We start from the raw sequence: 18277 nt of genomic DNA, 5'->3' as shown, positions 1-18277 counted from the left end.
GCCGGGGGCCGCGGCGCCGGCCAGTCGGGCGGCCAGGTTGGTCACCGGGCCGCTGGCGGTGAATGTCCAGCGGGTCCCGCGCAGGCCCTCGAAGCGCGTCGACCCGACCAGGGCCAGTCCCGAGTTGATCCCCATGTGGACGGCCAGGGGATGCTCCGCGGGCCGCCGGCCCAGGGTCTCGGTGACGGCCAGGAGGGCCAGGGCGGTCTCCACGGCCTTGACGGCGTGGGCCTCCCGGTCGGCATCCTGGAAGATGGCCATGAACCCGTCGCCGGCGGTCTCGTTGATGTCACCACCGGCGTCGTGGATGCGGTCCAGGAAGGTCGAGAAGTACCGCTCGACCAGGGTGTTGAGCGCCTCCAGCGGCAGCCGCTCGCTGAGCCGGGCGTAGCCGCTGATGTCGAGGAAGAGCACCGAGACGTCCCGCTCCCGCTTGGCCAGCTCGGGGGCCTCGGGGTTGGCCGAGACCAGGCGCTTGACCGCCTCCGGCACGAACTTGGCGAAGTGATCGCGCACCCGGCGGAGCTCCCCGAGCTTCCGATCCATCGTGTGCTTGAGCCGGAGCGCCGTCTGGATGCGGGCGATCAGCTCCCGCGGGTTGACGGGCTTGGTGAGGAAATCGTCGGCGCCCGCCTCGATCCCGCGGATGCGGTCGTCGACGCCGTCGAGGGCCGTCATGATCACGATGGGGATGAGCCGCGTCTCGTCGTGCGCCTTGAGGGCGCGACAGACCGCGAACCCGTCCATGACGGGCATCATGACGTCGAGCAGGATCAGGTCGGGGGCCTCGGCCTCGACCCGTTCCAGCGCCTCCTTGCCGTTGGCGGCGCTGACCGTCTCGTAGCCGAGGTCCGACAGCTCCTGCTCGAGGTAGTCGACGTTGAAGGGCTCGTCGTCGACGATGAGGATCCTGGAGGGCCGGGTCATCATCCGCCGAGGAGCTTGGCCAGCTTCTCGAACAGCAGGTCTTCGTTGAGGGGCTTGCTCAGATAATCGTCGCAGCCGCTCTGCCGCGCCTTCTCCTCGTCGCCCATCATCGCGTGAGCCGAGAGCGCGATGATGGGGATGCCGCGGAGCGCCGGGTTGGCCTTGATCCGCCGCGTCGCCTCCCACCCGTCGAGCCCGGGGAGCGAGAGATCCATGAGGATCGCATCCGGCCGCTCGCGCTCGGCCAGGCGGATGCCCTCCTCGCCATCGGTGGCGGTGAGCACCTCGTAATCCTCCTCCAGGAGCTGTACGAGCAGGTCCCGGTTGAACTCGACGTCCTCGACCACGAGGATGCGCTTCCGCCGGCTCACCGCGCTCATGCCCCGGGCGCGCCGTCGCGGTACGCGTGCAGCGCGTCCCGCAGGTCCTGGATGAAGGTGTCGCGGCGGAGTCCCATCTTGTGGATCACCTTGGGGACGCTCTGGTCCAGCAGGGCGCGCTCGGCGGCGCTGAGCGTCTTGGCGGTGAGGACGATCACCGGAATCAGCCGCGTCTCCGGATCCTGCTGGAGGTGCTCGATGACGGCGAAGCCGTCGAGGCGGGGCATGAGGAGATCCAGCAGGATCACGTCGGGCCGCTGGCGGGCCACCGCCTCCAGGGCTTCTTCGCCGTCGGCGGCGGCCGTGACCTCGTAGGGCTCGTCTTCCAGGAGCTGGCGCACCAGATCCACCACCTGCGGATCGTCGTCCACGACGAGGACGCGACCCTGGGGCGGCGAGAGCCGGGTCAGGGCGGCCACCACCGCCTCCCGGTCGAACGGCTTGAGGAGATAGTCGAAGGCCCCGAGCCGATAGCCCAGGTCCTTGTTGTCCACGATGGAGATCACGATGATGGGGATCTCCTTCGTCACCGGGTCCGCCTTGAGCTCGTGCAGCACCTCCCACCCGTCCCGGTGAGGCATCATGATGTCGAGCGTGATGGCGAACGGCCGGAGCTCGCGGGCTTTCCGGAGGCCTTCGTCGCCGCTCGACGCCCCCACCACACGGTATCCCGCGTCGGTGAGGTTCTCCCGCAGGAGGTAGATGACGTCCGGGTCGTCGTCGATGGCCAGGACGACCTTGCCGGTCTCGCGCTCGCCGGGCCGCGTCGCCGGGGACGGCGCCGGCTCCCCGATCTGGCTGGACGCTGCCGCATCGTAGCGGATGGGAATGCTGACGGTGAAGGACGAGCCCGTTCCCACCGCGCTCTCGACCGTGATGTCCCCGCCGAGCAGCCGGGCGAAGTGGCGGCTGATCGAGAGCCCCAGGCCCGTCCCTCCGTATTTCCGGGTCGTGCTGCTGTCGACCTGCCGGAACTCCTCGAAGATCAGCTCCAGGGCATCGGCCGGGATCCCGATGCCGGTGTCGGCGACGGCCAGCATGAGGGTGCCGTCCCGCCGGTGGGCGCTGACGGTGACCGTCCCCGCTTCGGTGAACTTGATCGCGTTGCTGAGCAGGTTGATGAGGATCTGTTTCAGCTTGTCGGCGTCGGTGAAGAGCGGGGGCAGATCGGCGTCGAAGGCCTTGGCGAGCTGGAGCCGCTCGCCCCTGACCATCGGCTCGACGGTGCGGAGACACTCGTCGACGAGCGCCCCCAGCTCGAAGCTGGTGGGCCGCACCTCCATCCGTCCGGCCTCGATCTTGGACAGGTCGAGGATGTCGTTGATGAGCCCCAGGAGGTGCTCGGCGCTGATGAGGATCTTCTCGAGGTTCTCCGACTGCTTGACCGGCAGCACGTCCCGGGAGCGCCGCATCACCAGGCGAGTGAACCCGATGATGGCGTTGAGCGGCGTGCGGAGCTCGTGGGACATGTTGGCCAGGAACTCCGACTTGTGCTGAGACGCGGCCTCCAGGCGGCGGTTCACCTCCTGGAGCTCGCGGGTCCGCGCTTCGACCTTGGCCTCGAGCTCCTCGGCGTGCCGCCGCACCTGCTCGTAGAGCCGGGCGTTCTCGATGGCGATGGCGGCCTGGTCGGCCAGCGCGCTCAGGAGCTGCTGGTCGTCCTCCCGGAACTGATCGGGAGCCCGGCTGCTGACGTTCAGCACCCCGATCACCACGCCCCGCGCCCTCAGCGGCACCGCGATCATGGACCGCGTTCCAGCCTCTCGGACGGGCTCGAGGAACGGGCTGTCGAGGTGCTCTCGGACGTAGTCTTTGACCAGGATGGGCCTGGCGGTCATCACCGCGCGCCCTCGCACGCCCTCCCCCGCCTTGAACGGCACCTCGACCAGTCCCTCGGTGATGGTGCCGCTGAACGCCTCGATGGCGAAGGTGTCGCTCCCCTCCCGGCGAAGGGCCAGCGTGCAACCTTCCGCCTGCAAGAGCCCACGGGCGCGCTCGACGATCAGCCGGAGAGTGGGCTCGAGCGCCACCTGGGCGCTGATCTCCTGGCCGATCTCGTAGAGGGTCCGGGTCTCCTCGGCCTTCCGTTTGAGGGCTGTCTCGTTCTGTTCCAGGCTGGCGGCCATCTCGTTGAAGGAGGATGCCAGGCGTCCGATCTCGTCCCGGGAGTCGATCGGGACGGCGACGGAGCGCCGACCGGCGGCGATCAGGTTGGCCGCCTCGGCCAGCCGACGGATGGGGTCGGTCAGCCGGCGCACGCGGTTGATCGTGAGGAACAGCGCGATGCCCAGGCTGAGGGCGGTGATGATCAGGAAGGTCCGGCCGATGACCGCGGTGGTACGCTGGAAGTCCTGAATCGGGTAGACGAAGTCCAGGACCACCGCTCCCAGGAAAGTGGGGGGACGCCCCTCGCTCACCTGGTAGACCGGCATGGCGTACGTCATGCGGGGACCGACCGGCGAGAGATAGGCTTGACCGGGGCCCAGACGCTTGGCCGCGGCGAAGAAGGGCGCGTCGGCGACCTGGCCGCGGTCGCTCCGGATCTGTCCCTCCAGCACCTTGGCGATCTCTTCGCCGTTCTGGTCGACGTAGCGCACCTCGGGATAGACCAGCTCGACGCTGTTGCTGCGGTCGGCGAAGCGCTTCAGGGAGGCTTCCAGCTCGCGCCGGGCGACTTCGGCCTCTTCGGCCAGGCCGTAGGCGCGGTTGTTGGCGTAGTTGGGGATGGCGGGGTTCTCGGCCAGGGTCCGGAGGTCGGCCTCGCGCTGGGTGAGGTAGCGGGTGCTGGCCTTGGCCGCCTCGCCGCTGGAGGCGACGAACCCCACCGCCGCCAGGATCAGCACCGGGAGGCCGACCAGCGGCAGGATGATGATCAGCATCTTGGCCTGGACGCTGAAATCGCGCCAGAACCGCCGCCGCGGCTCGGTCACGCGCGACCCCCGGGTGTCTGCGGGCTCACCGATTGGCGGCCGTCTTCCGCATCGACCAGTGCTGGTCGGTTACCGAGGTGTCGACGAAGCTGAGGAACCCGGTCACATGCGGCACGAACCGCACGGCCTTGTTGACCGCGTAGAGCTGGATGGGGTTGTAGAGGAACAGGAGATAGGCCTGCTCGGCCGTGTGCTGCTCCATCTGCCGGACCAGGGCCTGCTGCCGATCCAACTCGACCGTGCGCAAGGCGCGCTCGTAGAGCGACCGGAGCTCGGGCTGCTCGGTGGTCCAGTCCTGGGCGCCGTCGAGCATGATGGTGTGGTACAGCTCGAAGAGGGAGAAGTTCGCCACGTCAACCCAGTCCGTGAGCGCGATGTCCCAGCGCTGCTGCTCGGCGGGCTGGTCGAGCCCGCCCAGGAAGGTCTTCCGGTTATAGGCGATCGTGTCGAGCACCTGACGCTCCACCTTGAAGCCGACCTGTTCGAGCATCTTGCTCACCACGGTGGCCAGAGTGTCCAGGTACTCGGGGGCGATCAGGCTGATCGCCAGCCCGTCGGGATTGGCGGCCTCGCGGAGCAGCTCCCGGGCCTTGCCGGGATCGAAGGGATAGGGAGCGATGCTCGGATCGTGCCCGAAGCCCTGGACCGGCACCAGGGCCGGAATCACCATCCCGTTCCCGTTGGCGGCGTAGCGGATGACGTCGGCGCGGTTGATGGCCAGGTTGGCCGCCCGTCGCAGCCGGACGTCCGTCCACGGGCTCCCGGTCTTCCGCATGTTGAAGCGGCCGAACACGGACTCCAGGCTCCCGCGGTTCTTCACCACGGTGGCGGACGAGCTCTGGGCGACCCGCAGCGTCTCCAGCGGGCTCAGCCCCGTGACGAGGTCCACCCGGCCTTCGCCGGTCTTGACGAGATCCACCGCGTCCTTCTGGCTCAGCGTGTTGTCGAAGACGATCCGCTTCACCCTCGGGAGCCGGCTCTTGTCCCAGTAGCCCGGATTGGCTTCCAGAATGAGGCGGTCCGAGCGCTTCTCGGGCAGCGAGAACCCTTCCACCAGCCGATACGGGCCCGTGCCCCACGGGCCGGCGCCGTCGATGATTCACCAGTGTTGCTCGCCCCAGCCGAGCTCCCGGTAGAACTGGCGGTTGCCCATGTGCATGAGGCTGAGCTTGGCCAGCGCCCCCCCGTCCGGCTCCGGGAAGACGAAGCGGACCGTGTAGGGATCGACGCTCTCCAGGCGGGAGCCCGGCTTGAAGTTCATGTACTGGCCCAGAATGTGGGGCTGCCGGAGGCGGAAGTTCTGGTCCCAGTTGAGCTTGACGATGTCCGCACTGAAGGCTTCGCCGTTGTGGAACTTCACCCCTTGCCGCAGCTTGACCTCCAGCGTACGGTCGTCGATCCACCGCCAGCCGGTGGCCAGCCGGGGCACCAGCTTCCCATCCTTGTCGAGCTCCATCAGGTGCTCGAAGACGTTCAGCGTGATCCAGACCCAGTTGAACGGGCTCTTGTCCACCACCCGCAGCTCCCCTCGCGGCGGCGAACCCTTCTGGGCGAGCGCGGCGGCGGGGTCGAAGACACCTATCGCGAGAACGAGGCCGCTGATGACGAGGCTTCGCATGGTCGATCCTCCGGGGCTTGTCATTTCGGCGCCGCCGCGAGCTGCGGCAGCGAGAAGACGAAGTCCTGCCGGCTCATCCGCAGGTGGCACGAGAGACACGGCTTCGAGTCGGCCGGCTGGTGGCGGGTGCCGTCCGGCGCGAACTGCGCATACTCCCATTCGCCGTTCCGGATCTCTGCCGGATACTCGGCTCCCCAGCCGGCGCGCTTCTCCATGACCATGATGGTGACCAGGTCGCCCCGGACGAAGCGGCCGCTGGCATCCTTGAGCGGCTTGCCCTGGTCATCGCGCTTCGCCTTGTAGACCTCCATGGTGAGGACGGTGCCGCTCGGCAGCGGCCGGCGCACGCGCGCCGACTCGGCCGCCTCCGGGGAGGCGTACATCGCGCGGACCGTGTCGTTGAACGGGCGATCCACCGTCAAATAGGGCCGGTGCGAACTGTACCCGGAGGGAAAGCTGACCTTCTCGGGCCCCGCCACGGCGAGGGCGGCGGCCAGCACGAGGCCGGTGGCGACCAGGGCTCCCGCCCGTGAGCACCGGCGCTCGCCACCCGCACGGTCTCGTTCGAGGAACCGAGCCAGGCGCATCGCAGCCTCTCCAGCCGACCAGCCCGACGAGATGTCCTGGTCAGGGCCGACTCTATGCCAGCCGGATCACGCGTGTCAACGCGCTTTGGTGGCTGGACCGCGCTAGTTTCTTCAGAGGGGGCCTCGGCGGCCCCCTCCGAGACCTCCCCCCACCTCTCGGGATGGGTGGGTGGGCCCGCGGGCGAAGCCCGCGCTCAGAGCGGGCCACCAATCGTGAGCGGCTGGTATACGCGTGGCGCCTGTTACCCTGACAGCCCCCCCTAGGACGAGCCGGGCCGGTCGGACCGGATTCACCGCCGGGCGCGCCCGGTTAGCCGCGGGCGGGCTGCAGGACGAGGGTGGCGAGGGGCGGCAGGGTGAGGGTCAGCGACCAGGGCTGCCCTTGCCAGGGGGTCGGCTCGGCCCACACCCCGCCGGCGTTCCCCAGGTTGCCGCCTCCGTAGGCCGCGGCGTCGGTGTTGAGCAGCTCCCGGTAATATCCCGGGACCGGCGCGCCCACGCGATAGGCATGGCGGGGAACCGGCGTGAAGTTCGACACCACGAGGACGAAGTCGGCGGGATCCTTGGCCCGGCGGACGAAGGACACGACCCCCTGCTCCCAGTCGCTGCAGTCGACCCACTGGAAGCCGGAGGGATGGAAGTCGACCTGGTGGAGAGCCGGTTCGGCCGCGTACAGCCGGTTCAGGTCCCCGATGAACGTCTTCAGCCCGCGATGATAGGGACCCATCCCCAGCAGGTGCCAGTCGAGGCTCGCATCGTGGTTCCACTCGCGCGTCTGGCCGAACTCGCACCCCATGAAGAGGAGCTTCTTGCCGGGGTATCCGTACATGAAGGCGTAGAAGGCCCGCAGGTTGGCGAACTTCTGCCAGTCGTCGCCCGGCATCTTCTGATAGAGCGATCCCTTGCCGTGGACCACCTCGTCGTGCGAGAGGGGCAGGATGAAGTTCTCGTGCCAGGCGTAGAGCAGCCCGAAGGTCAACTGGTTGTGGTGGTACTTGCGGTGGACGGGGTCCCGGCTCATGTAGTCCAGGAGATCGTGCATCCATCCCATGTTCCACTTGAAGCCGAAGCCCAGGCCGCCCACGTAGGTGGGGCGGGAGACCATGGGCCAGGAGGTCGACTCTTCGGCCACGGTGATCCGGCCGGGGCCCTGATAGACGACCTCGTTGAAGCGCTTGAGGAAGGCGATTGCCTCGAGGTTCTCGTTCCCGCCGAAGCGGTTCGGGATCCACTCACCGGGCTTTCGCGAGTAGTCGAGGTAGAGCATCGAGGCGACCGCGTCGACCCGGAGCCCATCGATGTGGTAGCGGTCGAGCCAGAACAGTGCGTTCCCGAGGAGAAAGTTGGCGACCTCGTTCCGCCCGTAGTTGAAGACGAGGGTCCCCCAGTCCGGGTGCTCGCCCAGCCGCGGGTCGGCGTGCTCGTAGAGGTGGGTGCCGTCGAAGTAGACGGGGCCGTGGGGATCCCGGGGGAAGTGGGCCGGGACCCAGTCGAGGATGACGCCGATGCCCTGCTGGTGGAGCTGATCGACGAAGGCCATGAAGTCGTGGGGACTGCCGTAGCGACGGGTCGGCGCGAAGTATCCCAGGACCTGATAGCCCCAGGAGCCGTAGAACGGATGTTCCATGACCGGCAGGAGCTCCACGTGGGTGAAGCCCAGCTCCCGGACGTAGGCCCCCAGCTTCTGGGCCAGCTCGCGATAGGTGAGAAACCGGTTCCCCTCCTCGGGGACGCGCATCCAGGAGCCCAGGTGCACCTCGTAGGTCGCCATGGGGCTGTCCAGCGCGTTCCGCCGCTCGCGCTCGGCCATCCAGGCGCCGTCGCCCCAGCGATAGCCCTCCAGCGAGGCGACGACGGAGGCGGTGCGGGGGGTCTCCGCCTCGAACGTGAAGGCGTACGGGTCGGACTTCAGGGCGAGGAGGCCGCCTCCGCGGGCGAGGATCTCGAACTTGTAGCGCTCTCCTTCACCGAGGCCGGGGACGAAGATCTCCCAGATGCCGTTGCCCGGGTGGAGCCGCATGGGGTGGCGGCGGCCGTCCCACTGGTTGAAGTCGCCGACCACGCTGACCCGCCGCGCGTTGGGGGCCCAGACGGCGAAGGCGACGCCCCGGACGCCGTCGACGACGCGGGGGTGCGCTCCCAGCTTCTCGTACGCCTTGTAGTGCGTCCCTTCGCCGAGCAAATAGAGGTCGAAGTCGGAGAGGACGGGCAAGAACCGATACGGGTCCTCGACCGCCGCCACGCCTCCCTGGTGATCGGCGACCTCGAGCCGGTACGCGAAGAGCGTGCCCACCCCGGGAAAGAGGGTTTCGAAGAACCCGTCGGGATGGAGTCGCTCCATCGGCTGGGGGGCGACGGCACCGTCGCGGGGGAGGACCTTCACCGCGCGGGCGGCCGGCAGGAAGGCCCGCACGGCCACCGCCGGCCCCGCCTCGGTCTGGACGAGGTGGGGCCCCAGGAGGCCGAAGGGGTCGTCGTGCTCGCCCCGGACGACCGCCTCGATCTCGGCACCGGACGGACCTGCGGACTGGCTTCTGGACTGCACGTTCCTCGCCGCTCCTTCAAGTCTCGCCGGCTCGGCCGTCGCCGTCAACTCGCCGCCCGATCGGGACCGCGGCGCCGCTCTCGCCGCCCGCCGAGCCCCCGGCATCACGGTGGTATGCTGGGGCCGTGCAGCTCGAGGGCGCTCGTGTGCGCTACCGCACGGAGAGCGGCGTCGGCTGGGTCACCCTGACGCGCCCGCGCGTGCTGAACGCGCTCGACACGCCCCTGGCCGAGGAGCTGGCGGCCGCCGTGGAGCTGGCCGAGCGCGACCCCGACGCCTCGGTCCTGGTGGTCTCCGGCGAGGGGCGGGCCTTCTCCTCCGGAATGGATCGCACCGCGCTCTCGGCGGGGAACATCGGCGAGCCGTTCTTCCGCCACTGGATCCGGGCCCTCAACTGCCTGGAGGACATGGGGAAGCTCGTCGTCGCGGCCATCCGCGGCTACTGCCTCGGCGGCGGCCTCCAGCTCGCCCTCGCCTGCGACCTCCGGCTGTGCGCCTCGGACGCCGTGCTGGGCCTGGGGGCGACGCGCCACGGCCTCATCCCCGACGGCGCCGTGCTGCGCCTGGCCCGGGTCATCGGGCTCGGCCGGGCCAAGGAGCTGGCGCTGCTGAACGATCAAGTTTCGGCCGAGACCGCGGCGGCGATCGGTCTGGTGAACTGGATGGCGGCGCCCGGCGAGTTCGACGCCGCGCTGGCCCGGATCCTCGAGAAGTGCCTGGAGGGGGCGCCGACGGCGGCCCGGCACACGAAGCGCCTGCTCCAGGCCTCGTTCCACGCCGACCCGCGGGCCATGATCGACGACGTCGTGGCGGCCCAGATGGCGTGCATGCAATCGTGGGACCTCCGCGAGGCCAACCGGGCGTGGGATGAGAAGCGTGAGCCGCGCTACCACCCCCCCCCGGCCCGGCCTTGAACGGCCCCGGGCGGCGGCATACAATCGGGGCACGCTCCACGGCGAGGTTCCCGCGGCCCAGCGACACGCGTCTTCAAAGGAGGGATCCCCCATGGCGAAGCGAGGCGTGAATCGGCGAGACTTCATCAAGGTGGCGGGCGCCGGGGCGCTGGCCACCGGGCTCGGCGCCAACATCATCGTGCCGGGGCGGGCCCAGGCCGCCAAGACCCTCAAGATCCTGCAATGGGTGCACTTCGTCCCCGCCTACGACGAGTGGTTCAACAAGAAGTACATCAAGGAGTGGGGCGAGAAGAACGACACCCAGGTCACCGTCGACAACATCGGCATCGCCGGCCTGAGCGCCCGGGCGGCCGCCGAAGTGGGAGCCCAGAAGGGCCACGACCTCTTCCTGTTCAACTGGCCGCCGCCGGCCCTCGAAGAGCAGACCGTGGACATGAAGGACGTGGCCCAGGAGTGCGAGCGGAAGTTCGGGAAGCCGATCGACCTGGCGGTCAAGAGCACCTACAACCCGAAGACCAAGAAGTACTTCGCATTCTCGCCGTCCTTCACTCCGGACCCGGTGAACTATCGCCAGGACCTGTTCGCCCAGATCGGCATGGCCAAGGGTCCGGCATCCTGGGACGACGTGCGTCAGGGCGGCGCCAAGATCAAGAAGCAGCTGGGAAACCCGGTGGGGATCGGTCTGGCCCAGGAGATCGACACCGCCATGGCCATGCGGACCATCATGTACTCCCACGGATCCCACGAGCAGGATGCCGAGGGCAACCTGACCCTCGAGTCCAAGAACACCCTGGACGCCATCAAGTTCGTCAAGGCCCTGTTCGAGGAGACGATGACGCCCGAGGTCTTCACGTGGGATGCCTCGTCCAACAACCGGGCCATGATCGCCGGCAAGATCTCCCTGGCCCTCAACGCCATCTCGATCACCCGCACGGCTGAGAAGGAGAACCCGGACATCTCGAAGAAGATCCAGTTGACGAAGGCGCTCAAAGGGCCGGTGCGGGCCATCGGCCTCGAGCACGTCATGGATTGCTACGTCATCTGGAAGTTCGCCGAGAACGTCGAGGGAGCCAAGAAATTCCTGGTCGACTACGTGTCGAACTTCGGGACCGCCTTCGTCGCCGGCGAGTTCTACGACTTCCCGTGCTACCCGAAGACGGTGACCGACCTCAAGAAGCTGATCGGGAGCGACAAGAACGCCCACCCGCCGGACAAGTACAAGGTGCTGGAGGACGTGCTGGAGTGGGCGACCAACGTCGGCTACCCGGGCTACGCCAACGCGGCCATCGACGAGATCTACAACACCTGGGTGCTGAACGTCATGTTCGCCAAGGCGGCCAGCGGCGCGGCCACCCCCGAGGAGGCCCTCAAGGAGGCCGTGGCGGCCTGCAAGCGGATCTACGGCAAGTGGAAGGAGAAGGGGCTCGTCTAGACTGACCCGCCCGAACTGAACCCGTTCGCCGGCTGGCGGGAGGCTCCGCGCTGGGGCCTCCCGCCGCGTCACGCATCCAGAAGATGGCCATCCTCGAACGCGGCGCCGTGGCGGCGCGCCAGGCTCGGCGTCGCCGCCTGAGCCTCCTGCTCGACAACGAGCGGTGGCTGGGGCGTCTCATGCTCGCCCCGGCCGTCCTCTACATCATCCTGCTGGTGGGGTTCCCCTTCTTCCTGGCCCTCTACTACAGCGTGAGCGACATCACCCTGGGCAGCCGGAGCCTCAACTTCGTGGGACTCCAGCACTTCTCGGCCATCCTCGAGACCCCGAAGTTCCGGACGTCGCTCAAGAACACCTTCGTCTTCGCCATCATCTCCCAGGTGCTGGTGTTGATCCTGGCCAACGTGCTGGCGCTCCTGCTGATGAAGAAGTTCCCGGGGAAGTGGCTGATCCGGCTCCTCATCCTCCTCCCATGGGTGGCGCCGATCTCGCTGGGGACCATCGGCTGGCTCTGGATTCTGGACTCGACTTACAGCGTGATCAACTGGACGCTGTGGGCGCTGGGCCTGGTGGGCCGTGACGGGGGCTTCATGTGGCTGGGCGTGCCTACCCTGGCCATGGGGTCCATCATCACGATCCAGGTGTGGCGCATCCTCCCGCTGGCCACCGTGGTCCTGCTGGCCGGCCTCGGCGCCATCCCTCAGGAGATCCACGACGCCGCCGCCGTGGACGGCGCCGGCCCCTGGCGAAAGCACTTCCGGATCACGCTGCCGCTGATCCGCCCCGTCATGCTGGTGGCCGGGCTGTTCGGCCTGGTCTTCGCCTTCACCGACATGATCGTGATCTATGTCCTGACGCGCGGCGGCCCCTACGATACGACCCAGGTCCTGTCGACGCTCGCCTTCTTCACGGGCATCGCGGCGGGGGACCTCGGCGAGGGCGCGGCCATCTCGCTCTTCCTCTTCCCGCTGCTCGTGGCGGCCGCCATCGCGATGCTGCGCATCGCCCGGCGCAGCGAGGTGATCTGAGAGCATGGGCGCCCGGCGCAGCGAGGTGACCTGACATGACGCCGGGCAGGCTCGGGCGCTGGGCGACGCGGGCGGTCTCGGCCGCGCTCCTGGCGGCATTCGCCGTGTTCGCGGCCTTCCCGTTCTACTGGATGCTCATCACCACCTTCAAGCAGACGCCGGACCTCATGAACCGGGACGCCAATCCGTTCATCTTCAATCTCCCACCGACGCTCGAGCATGTCCGGATCCTCTTCCACGACACCCTGTATGGGCGCTGGCTCTTCAACACGCTCCTGGTCGGCGTGCTGGTGGTGGGCATCACCTTGCTGCTGGCGCTCCCGGCCGGCTATGCGCTGGCCCGCCTGACCGGACGGACCGGCGAGCGGCTCGGCATCGCCATCTTCCTCACGTACCTGGTCCCTCCGACACTCCTCTTCATCCCGCTCTCCCGCGTCGTGGCGACGCTCGGCCTCCAGGACTCGCTCTGGTCCCTGGTGGTGGTCTATCCGTCGTTCACGGTCCCATTCTCGACCTGGCTCCTCATGGGGTTCTTCAAGGCGATCCCGCGCGACCTGGAGGAGGCGGCGCTGATCGATGGGCTGAGCCGGTTCGGGGCCTTCGTGCGGGTGGTGGTGCCCATCTCGGTGGCCGGGATCCTGACGGTGGTGATCTTCACCTTTACCCTGGTGACGCAGGAGTTCGTCTACGCCCTCACCTTCATCTCCCCGGTCTCCCAGTACACGGTGAGCGTGGGGGTTCCGACGTTCCTGGTCCACGGCGACGTCTACTTCTGGGGCTCGCTCATGGCGGGGTGCTTCATCGCGAGCGTGCCCATTGCCATCGTCTACAACTTCTTCGTGGACCGGTTCATCGCGGGCTTCACGATGGGGGCCATCAAGTAGGCGGATCCCGCGGGCGCCGAGTCCCCCTTGTCTTCCCGAGGACCCCTCACTATCATGTGGACGCTGGACTGGACGCGCCAGCCTGCCGCCAGGCCCGGCCGGGTCCCCTCACCGACAGGAAGCGAGTCACGTGGCGACCGACATCGTGCTCGAGACCGAGGGCCTCACCAAGGAATTCCGGGGATTCGTGGCCGTCAACAACGTCAGCCTCCGCATCCGCCGCGGCACCATTCACGCCCTGATCGGCCCCAACGGGGCCGGCAAGACGACCTGCTTCAACCTGCTGACGAAGTTCCTGACGCCTTCGCGCGGACGGATCGTGTACAAGGGCCGCGAGATCACCAGAGCCCGGCCGGCCGACATCGCGCGGCTGGGCCTGGTCCGCTCGTTTCAGATCTCGGCCGTCTTCCCGTACCTCACGGTCCTGGAAAACGTGCGCATTGCCCTCCAGCGCCAGCGCGGCGGCTCCTTCGATTTCTGGCGCTCCCAGAAAGTCCTGGACCGCTTCAACGACCGGGCCCGGGAGCTGCTGGACGCGGTCGGGCTGGCCGCCTTCAGCGGCACTACGGCGGTCGAGTTGCCGTACGGCCGCAAGCGGGCGCTCGAGATCGCCACCACCCTGGCTCTGGAGCCCGAGACCCTGCTGCTCGACGAGCCCACCGCCGGGATGGGCCACGAGGACATCGACCGCATCGCGGCGCTCATCAAGCAGGTCGCCGAGAACCGCACGGTGCTCATGGTCGAGCACAACCTGAGTGTCGTCGAACACCTTTCGCACATCATCACCGTGCTGGCCCGCGGGGAGATCCTCGCCGAAGGCGACTACGCCAGCGTGTCGCGGAACCCGGCGGTGATCGAGGCCTACATGGGGTCGGCCCATGCCTGAAGTCACCGGAGGGGGCCGTGACGGCCCCCTTCCGGGACCTCCCCCGAGGAGGGGTTGCGGCGGCGAAGCCGCCGGTCGGAATGGAACAACAGATGCTGGGCGGTTATGACCGAGCATGAGAGCCGTCCCCCTGGCGGTTCGTTCACGGGGGCTGAAGTCGCCGGGCGCGTGACGCCCGTGGCCCCGGCGTCGGCGACCGGGCTGCCGCGGGCGGACGCCCCGCTCCTCGTGGTGAAGGACCTCCACGCCTGGTACGGCGAGTCGCACATCCTGCACGGCGTCGACTTCGAGATCCATCCCGGGGAGGTGGTGACGCTCCTCGGCCGGAACGGCGCCGGCAAGACCACGACCCTGAAGTCGATCATGGGGATCGTCGCCAAGCGCCGCGGCACGGTGCGCTTCGAGGGCCAGGAGCTGATCGGGCTCCCCAGCAACCGGATCGCCCGGCTCGGCATCGCCTTCTGCCCGGAAGAGCGCGGCATCTTCGCGAGCCTCAACGTCGAGGAGAACCTGCTGCTGCCGCCCCGGGTCCGTCCGGGCGGGCTCTCGATCGAGGCCGTCTACGGTCTGTTTCCGAACCTCAAGGAGCGGCTGCGGAGCCAGGGGACCAAGCTCTCGGGCGGCGAGCAGCAGATGCTGGCCATCGGCCGCATCCTGCGCACCGGCGCCCGGCTCCTGCTGCTGGACGAGCCGACCGAGGGACTGGCCCCGGTGATCGTGCAGCAGATCGGGGTCACCATCCGCCGCCTCAAAGCCGAGGGGTTCACCGTCCTGCTGGTCGAGCAGAACTTCCGCTTCGGCGCCACGGTCGCCGACCGTCACTACGTGATGGAGCACGGCCGGGTGATCGACATGATCCCCAACGCCGAGCTCGACGCTCACATGGACGAGCTACACGAATACCTGGGGGTCTGATCCCCGCCGGGGAACCGTCGAAAGGGGCGAAGACATGGTGATCGCACGCATCCTGGGGCTGCTCGCCGTCGTCCTGGTCGCCGCTCCAGCCCACGCCCAGATCACGGGCAACGTGATCAAGATCGGCGTGCTCAACGACCAGTCGCGGCTCTATGCCGACATCACCGGCCAGGGCTCGGTGCTGGCCGCCCGCATGGCCGTCGAGGACGCCGGCGGAAAGGTGGCCGGCGCGCCCGTCGAGGTCGTCTTCGCCGATCATCAGGACAAGCCGGACGTGGGCTCCAGCATCGTCCGCCAGTGGATCGACCGCGACGGGGTGGACGCGGTGGTGGACGTGCCGACCTCCTCGGTCGCGCTGGCGGTGAGCGGGGTGGTGCGCGAGAAGAACAAAGTCTTCCTGATCTCGGGCGCGGCCAGCTCCGATCTCAGCGGCAAGGCCTGCTCGCCGAACAGCGTCCACTGGACATACGACACCTGGGCGCTGGCCAACGGCACCGGGAACGCGGTCGTGAAGGCGGGCGGCGACACCTGGTTCTTCCTGACCGCCGACTACGCCTTCGGCCATGCGCTCGAGCGCGACACCTCGGCGGTCGTCAAGGCCAACGGAGGCAAGGTCCTCGGCGCGGTCCGCCATCCGCTGGAGACGTCGGACTTCTCGTCGTTCCTCTTGCAGGCCCAGGCCTCCAAGGCCAAGGTCATCGGGCTGGCCAACGCGGGGGGCGACACGATCAACGCCATCAAGCAGGCCGCCGAGTTCGGAATCGTCAAGGGCGGCCAGAAGCTCGCCGGCCTCCTGATCTTCATCACCGACATCCACTCGCTGGGCCTCAAGACGGCCCAGGGACTCCAGCTCACCGAATCGTTCTACTGGGACCTGAACGACCAGACCCGCGCCTGGTCCAAGAAGTTCGCCGAGCGGCACGGCGGCAAGATGCCGACCATGGTCCAGGCCGGCGTCTACGCGGCGGTGACGCACTACCTCAAGGCGCTCGCCCAGACCAAGAGCGACGCCGACGGGAAGGCCGTGGTCGCCAAGATGAAGGAGATGCCGACCGACGACCCGCTCTTCGGCAAGGGGACGGTCCGCGCCGACGGCCGAAAGATCCACCCGATGTACCTCTTCGAGGTCAAGGCGCCGGAAGCGTCCAAGGGGCCGTGGGACTACTACAAGATGGTCCGGCAGATCCCGGCCGCCGAGGCCTTCCGGCCGCTCGACCAGGGCGGCTGCGAGCTCGTGAAGAAGTAGCGTCCGGCGCCGCCGCGGGCCGCGCCGCCCGGCCGACCCGCGGCGTCCAGTGAGGGCGGCCTCACATGTTCGGCATTCCACCCCAGGCCCTGTTCGGGCAGCTTCTGCTCGGGCTGATCAACGGGGCCTTCTACGCCATGCTCAGCCTCGGGCTGGCCGTCATCTTCGGCCTGCTCAACATCATCAACTTCGCCCACGGCGCCCAGTACATGATGGGGGCCTTCGCCGCCTGGTTCCTGCTCACCCACGCGGGCCTGGGTTACTGGTGGGCGCTGATCCTGGCCCCTCTGGCCGTCGGCCTCCTCGGCATCCTGCTCGAGCGCACCATGCTGCGGCGCCTCTATCACCTCGACCACCTCTACGGCTTGCTGCTCACCTTCGGGCTGGCCCTCGTCATCCAGGGCCTGTTCCAGAATCAGTACGGCTCGTCGGGGCAGCCGTATCTCATCCCCGCGGAGCTTCAGGGCGGCCGCAACCTGGGCTTCATGGTCTTGCCCAACTACCGGGCCTGGGTGGTCGTCCTCTCGCTCGCCGTGTGTCTCGCCACCTGGTACGTGATCGAGCGCACCAAGCTCGGCGCCTACCTGCGCGCCGCCACCGAGAACCCCACCCTGGTCCGGGCGTTCGGCGTGAACGTGCCTCGCATGATCACGCTGACCTACGGCTTCGGCGTGGGGCTCGCCGCGCTGGCCGGCGTGCTGGCGGCGCCGATCTATCAGGTCAGCCCGCTGATGGGGGCCGACCTCATCATCGTCGTCTTCGCGGTGGTCGTGATCGGCGGGATGGGCTCGATCATGGGGGCCATCGTCACCGGCTTCGCCCTGGGGCTGGTCGAAGGGCTGACCAAGGTCTTCTACCCGGAGGCGTCCAAGACCGTGATCTTCGTCATCATGGCCGTCGTGCTCCTCCTGAAGCCGGCGGGTCTGTTCGGCCGGGCGTCCTGAGAGCGATGACGGAACTCATGGCGACCACGAAGGCATCGGGCGGGCCCGCGATCGCGACGACGCCCGCGACCCTGAGCTATCAGTATCTCGCCTTCGGCGCCCTGGTGGCCTTCTTCCTGGTCGCGCCCTTCTTCATCTACCCCGTCTTCCTGATGAAGGCCCTCTGCTTCGGCCTCTTCGCCTCCGCCTTCAACCTGCTGGTCGGCTACGTGGGGCTCCTCTCCTTCGGGCACGCCATCTTCCTGGGCTCGGCCGGCTACGCGACCGCCCACGCGGCCAAGGTCTGGGGCTTCCCACCCGAGCTGGCCATCCTGGTCGGGACCGCGGCGGCCGGCGCGCTGGGGGCGCTCATCGGGGCGATCGCGATCCGGCGCCAGGGCATCTATTTCGCCATGACCACCCTGGCTCTGGCCCAGATGCTCTACTTCTTCGCCCTGCAGGCGCCGTTCACGGGCGGCGAGGACGGCATCCAGGCGGTGCCGCGGGGCACCATGTTCGGTGTCCTCGACCTCGGCCAGACGATGACGATGTACTGGGTCGTGCTGGGCATCTTCCTCGGCGGCTTCCTGCTCGTCTACCGCACCATCCATTCGCCGATGGGCCAGGTGCTGAAGGCCATCCGCGAAAACGAGCCGCGGGCGGTGTCGCTCGGGTACAAGGTCGACCAGTACAAGCTGGTCGCGTTCGTGCTCTCGGCCGCGCTGTCGGGGCTGGCCGGTGGCACCAAGGCCCTCGTCTTCCAGCTCGCCTCGCTGACCGACGTGCACTGGACGATGTCGGGCGAGGTCGTGCTGATGACGCTCTTGGGCGGACTGGGCACGGTGTTCGGGCCCGTCGTCGGCGCCTTCGTCATGGTCACGCTCGAGCACTACCTCGCCCAGCTCGGCGCCTGGGTCACCATCGTGCAGGGAATCATCTTCGTCATCTGCGTGCTCACGTTCCGCCGCGGCATCGTGGGCGAGCTGGCGCGGATCCTCAAGAAGCCGCTATGAACGACGTAGGGCGGGGGCTTGTCCCCCGCCGAATTCCACGAACATGGGG

At 68.4% G+C, this 18277-nt stretch carries 14 protein-coding genes and 1 pseudogene; 9 read left to right on the top strand and 6 right to left on the bottom strand.

What is annotated here, in order from left to right; translation table 11 throughout:
• The 6 genes and pseudogenes from VGW35_10990 to glgB form a co-directional block, all read right to left on the bottom strand.
• The coding region (locus VGW35_10990) for a response regulator (GenBank protein HEV8308182.1) at positions 1–930 on the bottom strand (930 nt) is incomplete at its 3' end.
• Positions 927–1298, bottom strand: a complete 372-nt coding sequence (locus VGW35_10985; protein ID HEV8308181.1) for a response regulator — start codon at positions 1296–1298, stop codon at positions 927–929. The genes VGW35_10985 and VGW35_10990, both read right to left, overlap by 4 nt.
• A 5-nt stretch (positions 1299–1303) precedes the next feature.
• Entirely contained in the window at positions 1304–4237 is a 2934-nt protein-coding gene (locus VGW35_10980) for a response regulator (protein HEV8308180.1), read from the bottom strand.
• Positions 4238–4262: 25 nt separating this feature from the next.
• Positions 4263–5693: pseudogene (locus tag VGW35_10975) on the bottom strand (ABC transporter substrate-binding protein).
• A gap of 182 nt (positions 5694–5875) precedes the next feature.
• Positions 5876–6442, bottom strand: coding sequence for a cytochrome P460 family protein (locus VGW35_10970; protein HEV8308179.1), 567 nt, complete (start codon positions 6440–6442; stop codon positions 5876–5878).
• A 310-nt stretch (positions 6443–6752) separates the two neighbouring features.
• A complete protein-coding gene (glgB, locus tag VGW35_10965; protein HEV8308178.1) occupies positions 6753–8987 on the bottom strand; it encodes a 1,4-alpha-glucan branching protein GlgB in 2235 nt (744 codons plus the stop codon).
• A gap of 146 nt (positions 8988–9133) precedes the next feature.
• Here glgB and VGW35_10960 point away from each other — a divergent pair, with 146 nt between their 5' ends.
• The 9 genes from VGW35_10960 to VGW35_10920 all read left to right on the top strand — a co-directional run bounded on the left by VGW35_10960 (position 9134) and on the right by VGW35_10920 (position 18228).
• The gene (locus tag VGW35_10960) at positions 9134–9901 is read left to right on the top strand and encodes an enoyl-CoA hydratase/isomerase family protein (protein ID HEV8308177.1); all 768 of its coding nucleotides are present in this window, start codon (positions 9134–9136) and stop codon (positions 9899–9901) included.
• A gap of 91 nt (positions 9902–9992) precedes the next feature.
• Entirely contained in the window at positions 9993–11333 is a 1341-nt protein-coding gene (locus tag VGW35_10955) for an ABC transporter substrate-binding protein (protein HEV8308176.1), read from the top strand.
• 83 nt (positions 11334–11416) lie between these two features.
• The gene (locus VGW35_10950) at positions 11417–12361 is read left to right on the top strand and encodes a sugar ABC transporter permease (protein ID HEV8308175.1); all 945 of its coding nucleotides are present in this window, start codon (positions 11417–11419) and stop codon (positions 12359–12361) included.
• A gap of 35 nt (positions 12362–12396) precedes the next feature.
• The gene (locus tag VGW35_10945; protein ID HEV8308174.1) at positions 12397–13245 is read left to right on the top strand and encodes a carbohydrate ABC transporter permease; all 849 of its coding nucleotides are present in this window, start codon (positions 12397–12399) and stop codon (positions 13243–13245) included.
• Positions 13246–13375: 130 nt separating this feature from the next.
• Positions 13376–14131 (top strand): ABC transporter ATP-binding protein, encoded by a 756-nt coding sequence (locus VGW35_10940; GenBank protein ID HEV8308173.1) that lies wholly within the window; start codon positions 13376–13378, stop codon positions 14129–14131.
• 168 nt (positions 14132–14299) lie between these two features.
• The gene (locus VGW35_10935; GenBank protein ID HEV8308172.1) at positions 14300–15046 is read left to right on the top strand and encodes an ABC transporter ATP-binding protein; all 747 of its coding nucleotides are present in this window, start codon (positions 14300–14302) and stop codon (positions 15044–15046) included.
• Positions 15047–15080: 34 nt separating this feature from the next.
• Positions 15081–16292 (top strand): ABC transporter substrate-binding protein, encoded by a 1212-nt coding sequence (locus VGW35_10930; GenBank protein HEV8308171.1) that lies wholly within the window; start codon positions 15081–15083, stop codon positions 16290–16292.
• Between the two features lie 65 nt (positions 16293–16357).
• Positions 16358–17236 (top strand): branched-chain amino acid ABC transporter permease, encoded by an 879-nt coding sequence (locus VGW35_10925; protein ID HEV8308170.1) that lies wholly within the window; start codon positions 16358–16360, stop codon positions 17234–17236.
• A gap of 17 nt (positions 17237–17253) precedes the next feature.
• Positions 17254–18228 carry a branched-chain amino acid ABC transporter permease gene (locus VGW35_10920; GenBank protein ID HEV8308169.1) on the top strand — a complete coding sequence of 325 codons (975 nt, stop codon included), beginning with the start codon at positions 17254–17256 and terminating at the stop codon, positions 18226–18228.
• Positions 18229–18277: the final 49 nt, after the last annotated feature.

The organism is Candidatus Methylomirabilota bacterium (assembly GCA_036005065.1).
GTDB lineage: Bacteria > Methylomirabilota > Methylomirabilia > Rokubacteriales > DASRDR01 > DASYQW01.
This window is presented reverse-complemented; position numbering and strand designations above follow the sequence as displayed.